Consider the following 8427-nt stretch of genomic DNA (forward strand, 5'->3'; position numbering starts at 1 on the left):
TGATGAAAAAGGGTGAATACCCAGATGTGTTTGGGTTGATATCGGATTAGTCAAGCTGGGGTTGGTGAAAGGTTACGTTTCAATGACCGTGGCCAGTTTAGCTTCAGCAGACCATTGATCAGATGTTGGTTTATTTCCGGGCATAGGACGACCTTGTTGTTTGGCTTTATCGCGCCAATTATACAAGGTTTGCAGGCCAATCCCTTCATTTCTAGCGACTTGTGCAACAGTCATGTTGAAGGGTGGTAATAATTTATTCAAAACCTGCTGTTTTCGTTCTTCAGTGTAGCGTGGCACAATCAAGCCTTAACCCCCAACTGGTTAAATTTTAAGTAGTGACAACTATCCTGCCAGAGGGGCAACAGTAAGAGCCGTTCGAAACTCACTCGACAACCCATTTTCTGTGCATCTTCCAGAGTCGATTCAATGCTCCCCCTTAACCCACCATACTTTTTGGAAACTTTAATATTGAATTCAGACAATAAGGCTAATAATTGATTCTTTGCTGCTGTCTTGTGCCTGACACTTAGCTCCCTCAGTCGCATGACGGATTGCAATTGTTGCTGATCCATTGTTTTCCCTGAAATAAAGGCGATATCTGGTAGCGAGGACGCTTGAACAATGGCTAAAGCATCATTTTTGTCTGTTTTCTGATTTTGCCTCACTGAAGCGACTAATTTAGTGGAGATTAATCGAGCGTCATGCCCTAAGGATGCTGCAAGCTGCTTCCAGTAATTCGAAGTCCCACAAGCTTCAAATGTAACAGTTACTGTTCTGAATTTGCCAACCAAGAAGTAAACTCATTCGGTGTCATTTCTGTATTAGAACGCACTTTTTTGTTCGCATAAACGCAAACTTGAATCACTCTCTTGGCTAAATCTACACCAGCAACTGTCTTCATCATGTTGAACTTCAATTATTTTTCTACTAGCAATTAGAGGCTACGACTTATGAGAGGGGGAGTCCAATTATCTATCCTGCCAGAGGGGGAGGAGCTCTCAGAGGATAAGTTACCCTAGCAGGCTGGCGTTGATCTGTGATCGAGCTAAAGTGAAAGCTTCAAGGTACATGTCCTACTCACACAAAATGAGTATAAGATCACGATTGCTTTTAGGCGTCAAATAAAATCGAGTGATTACTTAAAAAACTCTCTCGATCCTGCCCTAGGAACGGTTTTTTCTAACAATCTATTCTTAATAGATATTCTTCATGGTTTTGATTCTCATTAATATTTATTGCTCCTATATTTAATTATAAATCGATAAAAATATTGCCGTTTTTTATAATGTGATTCAAATCAATTGATGGTTATTTATAAAAACCAATTAAATTAATCTGTTATGTGATTGGTGTTTTGTTTTTTGTAGTTGTATTTTTTAATAGGTTTTTTTTATAAAACTTTGCTCTTTAATATTGTGATTGTTATTAATAAGTTACATTTTTATTCATTTTAAGATGAGATGGAGATCTTACTTTGATTACTTTCAAGGTGTACTAATGCTTTTCTAATGCTAAATTGAAGTAACTGAAGCAATTCAGTGTCGCGTTGAAAAAGGCAGCACATTCGAAAGGGTGTTACGCAAAGCTACTGGTCTAAGGGAAACTATGATGGCAGAGCTACCAACGGAGTTAGTTTTATACAACCTCCAATTTTTTTCCGCGAGAAAACTAATTGTTAATTATTAATTAATTATTGAGGTAATTGTATGAAAACTATTTCGTTCAAAAAAACTTTATGTAATATAGCAATATTAAGCGCTATGTCCCTTCCTGTATTTAATTCTTCAGCATTTGAGTTATGTGAACCGGCACGGTCTGATAACCCTCCTGTGATAGCAGCCTCTCAAGGTGAAAGTCTATCATTAAGAGGCTTTGTTAATTGGAGTAATACTGAAGAATTTACTGTAAGCGTAGAGTGGACAGGTAGTGGTGTTCAGTATCTTTCTAACAGCCATTCTGAAGATGTAACCTTCTCCGGTTTCATCTCTGCTGTCTACGAGTTAACTAAAACTGTAACGAGTAACCTTGGTAATGTATCAGTCATTCCATATACCATAGAAGTCATTCATAAAGAATTGCCTCAAGTTGAGTTCTTTGAAAACAGCACTCCAACTAAATTAGTAACTGATTATGGTATGCATCCAGATGATAATATTGATGACTCGGTAGCGTTTAAAGCAATGTTAGAAAACCTAAATGATGGTGATGTAATTGAATTTCCTAGTGGAACATTTATTTTTGAAAAAACGGTTAGAATATTAGACATAGCTAAGAATATTACCATTCAAGGTAATACTGGAACGGTAATTAAAAAAACAATCGCGCCAGGTAGTAATCCTGATCTTAGAGATTCACTAATATTTATTGATAATAGTGAAGGTTTAATTATACAGAATTTAAGCTTCGTTGGTGTGTTTAATTCAATAGGAGAAGCACCTAGATGGACTCATGATGGTTTATATATAGGTAGTGCAAATGATGCAATAATTAGGCAAAACACTTTTTTTGGTTTTGGTGATGCATGTTTGAGGGTGAATACTTCACCTTACCATGAGATAGGTGGAATTTATTCTAATAACGTGCTGGTTAGTAATAATGTATTTGAACAGTGTATGCAAATATCTACCACCATTAAGATTGATAAATTTGGCGGTGTTAATAACCTTGAATTTTCTGATAACACCTTTAAAAATATGCGTGGACCGCTTAAGTTGGCAACAAGGCAACCAACATTCGGCTTGAAAGTTATTCGGAATAAATTTATAAATGGCTATACACATGCAATGGATATTCTTGGTTACAGTGATGTCGAAGTAAAAAATAACCTTATTAAAGATTATCCAAATGGATACTTTCTTGATATACGCCCTAATGATGAAATAGAAAAAACCTTAGAAATAAAAAATATTGATGTTAGCGAAAATGTAATTCTTAACACTGGTAGAGGATTGAGGATTCAACCACTTGATATAGATGATGAACTTATTCCCATGTCAAATGTGAAAGTTGAACGTAATTATTTTGAAAATACACGAATTGCCGCCAGTGCAACAACTCGATCTGTTACTTTGGCTAACTATTATCTTGATATATTTACTGGGCTAAAAATAAATGACAATATATATTGGGAGCCTAACTATCAAAGGGCGGATATGTTTTTAGATATGGAACGTATAGATAGAGCTGCTGATATATGGGAAGCTAAAAATAATGTAAACCATCAGATTGACATTAATTTGTTACGAGTTCCAAAAGTTTAAGTCGACTATCCTTTCTTTACTATAAAACCTGCCGCATGGATGCGGCCATAAAATTTACTTTCTCGCTTTAGATATTACCCTTTAATATTGCAAATCACTTGACGAGTTTTACCATTTTTTGTTTTGGGGATTATATCGACTAATTCAATTTCGATCTCTAGAGATGCTCCTAAATCTTTTTTTGCGCTATTTATTAATTTGGTTTTCTGAAAACTGTCAAACTTATTTTCATCTACAACAAGTAGTAAATTTATCTTCGTTTGGCTATCTTGCAAAAACTGTGCCGCAATAATTCCAGGAATGGCTTTAGTTATTTGGCTTAAATGGTAAACCTTTTGACCATCTTCTGCGATTAAGTAGTCTCCTCTGCGTCCTTTAATGTGGTCAATAATAGGGTATACTCTGCCACATGGACAATTTTTTTTATTCGACAAAGCGACATAATCACCTGTCCTATAACGAATTAATGGGTGAATTCTATTGTTGAAGTTAGTCCCCACAATTTCATGATAACCGTTGTCCTCTTCGAGTAACTCAACATGGGAATAGTCAGTTAATATGTGGTAGTTATTATGTTCACAGCTGGCTATCGCCGCAACTCTCTCGAATAAACCATACCAATCAAAAACTGTGCATTTAAAATGCTTTTCAATAAGTAACTTATGCTCTAGTGATAAAGATTCAGACGATGTAACAATAGATTTTAATTTTCCTTGATAATAAGAGTCGTTCATTTCGAGGTATTTAGCCAAAGTAACAACTGACGATGGGGCTGCTTGAATAATATCAACTTTGTTATCTTCCATCGCTTTTATATACATTGGAATTACTTCTTTTGTCATATGAAAAGCAGAAAAAAATATCATGTTATTAAAGTAGGAAAAGCGCCAGTAAGGCGGCTTCTTTTGTTGCATTGGAACGATTTTATCTCCTCTAAGCCAAGCAATTTTATCGCCCTTTTTGAATCCTGCCCATTGAAGGTGACGGTCAGTAAATGCTTTTTCAGCTCTAACTGAAGATATGTCTTGATAAATAGTAAGAGACTTACCTGTTGTGCCGCTAGTTTGACCTGATATTTTTATTTCTTTCGACTTGCAGTTTATAAACTGAACAGTATGCTTCCTAACATCTTCTTTACTTGTATAGGAAAAATTACTGATATTTAAGTTTTTTTTGTTTTTATACTTCGAATAGTACTCTGTATTATTTATTGCATTGTTAATTACACTTTCTAATTTATTTTTACTATATTCTTCTAATGCTTTTGAGTCCTTTTCGTGTGAAATAAGTTGCTGCATGAGAGCATTGCTTGATTTAGTTGCTCGTAATTTTCTTTTTATTAGTTCGTGGCAGCTTAACAATAAATTTTGTATGAATATTGGTGAATATTTATACGCAACACTATTTAACATTCTGGTGTAACCTCGGTCATAAATTTTTAAACGTTAAGTTTGTTGTGCACATGTTAAATGAGGTGCAGAGAGGCATCAAAAGCACCGCTTGAGATAGCTTTATCTGTGAAAAATAGGACAAATATCACAAATTTACTCTAACTAAAGCTTAAAAACAAGCATTTGTAGGCCTTCTTACAGATGAACTATTCAGTGAAATCAATCACATATGGGCTTAGTATTGATACAGTGTATTAGTCTGGTTTTAGTAGGTTTTTATTATTATTTTACCTGTTTTAGTCGTTTATCGAGTGAATATTGCTGTCATTTTTTTAAAAATTAGAGTTGGTTTTTTGTTTTTATTTAATGGTTTTTGTTGACTTCGTAGCTGATAAGACTGAAATTTAGTTAATACTTTTCCTATTCGTCGACTAACTTGAGCTAAATAGAACTTTATTCTGGTATTCTTTACTAAACTTTTTTCTAAGTTGAATGGGTTAGCATGAGCACATTTAAAACCACATGTGTTCCATTCTCCCCCATACTAGTCTTTAATTACCATAATCATCCAACGGATCTGGAGTGTGTTATGTTACTTCCTGTGATCATGGCTGGCGGCTCTGGAACTCGCTTGTGGCCGCTTTCTCGTAAGCTACATCCTAAGCAATTCCTATCGTTATACGGTCAGGCGACAATGTTACAAGCTACCGCTAGGCGGCTGGTTTCTATTCAACATCAACCACCGTTGATCATTTGTAACGAAGAGCATCGTTTTACGGTGGCAGAGCAAATGCGCCAAACGGATTTGTCTCATAGTGGTATTTTGTTAGAGCCAGAAGCGAAAAATACCGCGCCGGCGTTGGCGCTGGCGGCGTTTCAAGCCTTGGCTCAGCATCCCGATGAGGATCCCTTATTGTTAGTGTTAGCTGCGGATCACGTGGTGAAAGACGAGCAAGCTTTTTGCAATGCTGTAAATGTGGCAATGGCGGCGGCGCAGGCGGATCATTTAGTGACGTTTGGCATAGTGCCGGATCATCCTGAAATCGGTTATGGCTATATAAAACGCGGTAAGGCGGTGCAATTTCCCGATGCCACAGGTGATATCTTTCAAGTGGCTCAGTTTGTTGAAAAGCCTGATTTAGCGACGGCAAAAGAATATGTCAGCACTGGCCATTATTCGTGGAATAGCGGCATCTTTTTGTTTAAAGCCAGTGTGTTTTTGGCTGAGTTGAAACAACACAGTCCTGATATTTACCATGCTTGCCAAGCGGCCACACGTGAGTTTAATCCCGATTTAGACTTTATTCGCATTGATGCCGCGGCCTTTGCTACTAGCCCTGAAGACTCTATCGATTATGCGGTGATGGAAAAAACCAGCCAAGCCGTGGTGATCCCAATGGATTGCGGTTGGAGTGACGTGGGCGGTTGGTCGGCGCTGTGGGAAGTGTCTGACAAGGACGAGCAGGGCAATGTGTTTCGTGGTGATGTGTTAGATATCGACTCACATAACTCGTATGTTTATGCCCAGGATACGCTGGTTGCCAGCATTGGCTTAAAAGACATCATAGTGGTGAAAACCAAAGATGCGGTGTTGGTGGCCGATAAGTCACGGGTGCAGGAAGTGAAGCACTTGGTTGAGCAACTAAAAGCGGCGCAGCGCAGCGAGGTGTTACATCACCGTGATGTGCAGCGTCCTTGGGGTAAGTATGATTCTATCGATACCGGCAATCGGTTTCAGGTTAAGCATATTACGGTGAAACCAGGCGCTAAATTATCGGTACAAATGCATCATCATCGCGCCGAGCATTGGGTGGTGGTGTCGGGCACGGCCAAGGTAACCAACGGTGAGCGCACCTTTTTACTCAGTGAAAATGAGTCTACTTATATTCCTATTGGCACTACTCACGCTCTTGAAAACCCAGGTAAGGTGCCTCTTGAGTTAATTGAAGTGCAGTCAGGCTCGTATTTAGGTGAAGACGACATAGTACGTTTTGAAGATAGATACGGTAGGACTGAATCATGAGTGTGGCGAATATCATTAAGAACAGCGGCATCGCTTTTGGTACTAGCGGGGCGCGCGGTTTGGTGGTGGATTTTACTCCCGAGGTGTGCGCAGCATTTACCTTGGCTTTTATTGAGATAATGAGAGAACACTTTCGTTTTTCACGAATCGCTATTGCTGTTGATAATCGCCCTAGCAGCCCTGAAATGGCACAGGCTTGTATTGCTGGCGTTCGAGCTGCAGGATTAGAGGTGGATTTTTATGGCGTGCTGCCAACGCCAGCGCTGGCGGTAACTTCAATGGCCGATGGCGTACCTGCGATTATGGTAACGGGCAGTCATATTCCTTTTGATCGCAATGGTTTAAAGTTTTATCGTCCTGATGGTGAAATCACTAAGATAGACGAGCTGGCAATTTTAAGTGCGCAAAGTGAGCTGGCAGCGCTGGATTTAAGTGGCTTGCCAAAAGCTTCGGCTCGTGCCGCAGATGCTTATATGGCGCGCTATCTTGATATTTTCCCCACTGATTTATTAGCCGGTAAACGCATTGGTATTTATGAGCATTCTAGCTCTGGTCGTGATCTTTATGGCGATTTGTTTACACAGTTTGGCGCAGAGGTGATTAGCCTTGGCCGCAGTGACAGCTTTGTGCCCATTGATACCGAAGCGGTGGGCTTGGCTGACATAGAACAAGCGCAAGATTGGCAGCGTGAATTTGAGTTAGATGCGCTGTTTTCTACCGACGGTGATGGCGATAGGCCGCTGTTGTCTGATGAAACTGGCACTTATTTACGCGGTGATATTTTATGTTTACTGGCCGCGCAGTATTTAAAAATTGATGCGTTAGCGGTGCCGGTAAGTTGTAATTCTGCTATCGAAGCCTGTGGCGCGTTTAAGTATGTAGCGCGTACGCAAATTGGCTCACCTTATGTGATTGCAGAGTTTATATTGTTGCAAAGTCAGTTTGGCCGCATTGCGGGTTTTGAAGCCAATGGCGGTTTTTTATTGGGCTCGGACATTGAGGTGAATAGCGCTGTGCTGAGTGCGTTGCCAACGCGCGATGCGGTGTTACCTGTGTTGGCGGTGCTGGCAATGGCTGAGAAAGGGGGAATTTCAGATTTAGTGGAGCAGTTGCCAGAGATTTATACCGCGAGTGACCGTATTCAAAACTTCCCCCGAGAAAAAAGTTTGGCGATTATTGAGCGAGGATTGGCCGAGCCAAAGTCGCTGTTAGCTAGTTTAGGTCTAGGCGAGTTTGATGCCGCGAGTGTTGATTCCACCGATGGCTTGCGCATGACATTGAGTAATGGTGAAGTGGTGCATTTGCGTCCTTCGGGTAACGCGCCCGAGCTGCGTTGTTATGCCGAGGCGAGTTCATCTGTTCGCGCGATGCAGTTGGTGATACAAAGTTTAGGCGCGCTTAATCAGGCTTGATGAATCGATCCATGACTGGGGCATCTTACAGGTGAGTAACACGCTTTTGTGGGAGATATTTATATCGCGAATGAAGAGGGCGCTGTTTTTCGCGGAATGAATTCCGCTCCCACGTGGGAGTAACGTGCTTTTGTTGGGACATATCGCTCATCATATGGGCGCTGTTTTTCGCGGAATGAATTCCGCTCCTACGTGTGGGGAACACGCTTTTTGTTGGGGGCATATCGTTCAACAGGTGGGCGCTGTTTTTCGCGGAATAAATTCCGCTTATATGGACTCCTCGTATTGTTCAATAGTTTTGCGATGTCATAGCATAAGATGCGTGCTTATATACGGGCTCT

General features: G+C 39.9%; 4 protein-coding genes, 2 pseudogenes and 1 riboswitch. Of the genes and pseudogenes, 3 read left to right on the plus strand and 3 right to left on the minus strand.

From position 1 onward, the window contains the following. Nucleotides 1-75 precede the first annotated feature (75 nt). Both Q4519_RS20980 and Q4519_RS20985 read right to left on the minus strand, forming a co-directional pair. Nucleotides 76-297, minus strand: a pseudogene (locus Q4519_RS20980) (transposase); the annotation flags it as partial. 69 nt (nt 298-366) lie between these two features. Next, nucleotides 367-904: pseudogene (locus Q4519_RS20985) on the minus strand (transposase); the annotation flags it as partial. A gap of 640 nt (nt 905-1544) precedes the next feature. Then, a riboswitch (cyclic di-GMP riboswitch) is annotated at nt 1545-1625 on the plus strand. 81 nt (nt 1626-1706) lie between these two features. Here Q4519_RS20985 and Q4519_RS20990 point away from each other — a divergent pair. Further along, nucleotides 1707-3260, plus strand: coding sequence for a glycosyl hydrolase family 28-related protein (locus tag Q4519_RS20990; RefSeq protein ID WP_303515776.1), 1554 nt, complete (start codon nt 1707-1709; stop codon nt 3258-3260). A gap of 74 nt (nt 3261-3334) precedes the next feature. Here Q4519_RS20990 and Q4519_RS20995 read toward each other — a convergent pair whose 3' ends face one another. Further along, nucleotides 3335-4672: a phenylacetate--CoA ligase family protein gene (locus Q4519_RS20995; protein WP_303515779.1), complete on the minus strand. Its 1338-nt coding sequence runs from the start codon at nt 4670-4672 to the stop codon at nt 3335-3337. A gap of 568 nt (nt 4673-5240) precedes the next feature. Here Q4519_RS20995 and Q4519_RS21000 point away from each other — a divergent pair. Both Q4519_RS21000 and Q4519_RS21005 read left to right on the plus strand, forming a co-directional pair. Further along, entirely contained in the window at nt 5241-6674 is a 1434-nt protein-coding gene (locus Q4519_RS21000) for a mannose-1-phosphate guanylyltransferase/mannose-6-phosphate isomerase (RefSeq protein WP_303515782.1), read from the plus strand. Continuing rightward, on the plus strand, nt 6671-8086 hold the full coding sequence (locus Q4519_RS21005; protein WP_303515785.1) for a phosphomannomutase: 1416 nt from the start codon (nt 6671-6673) through the stop codon (nt 8084-8086). The genes Q4519_RS21000 and Q4519_RS21005 overlap by 4 nt, the downstream gene beginning before the upstream one ends. Nucleotides 8087-8427: the final 341 nt, after the last annotated feature.

Source organism: Motilimonas sp. 1_MG-2023, assembly GCF_030547455.1.
In the GTDB taxonomy this organism is placed as follows: Bacteria; Pseudomonadota; Gammaproteobacteria; order Enterobacterales; family CBDFNC01; genus Motilimonas.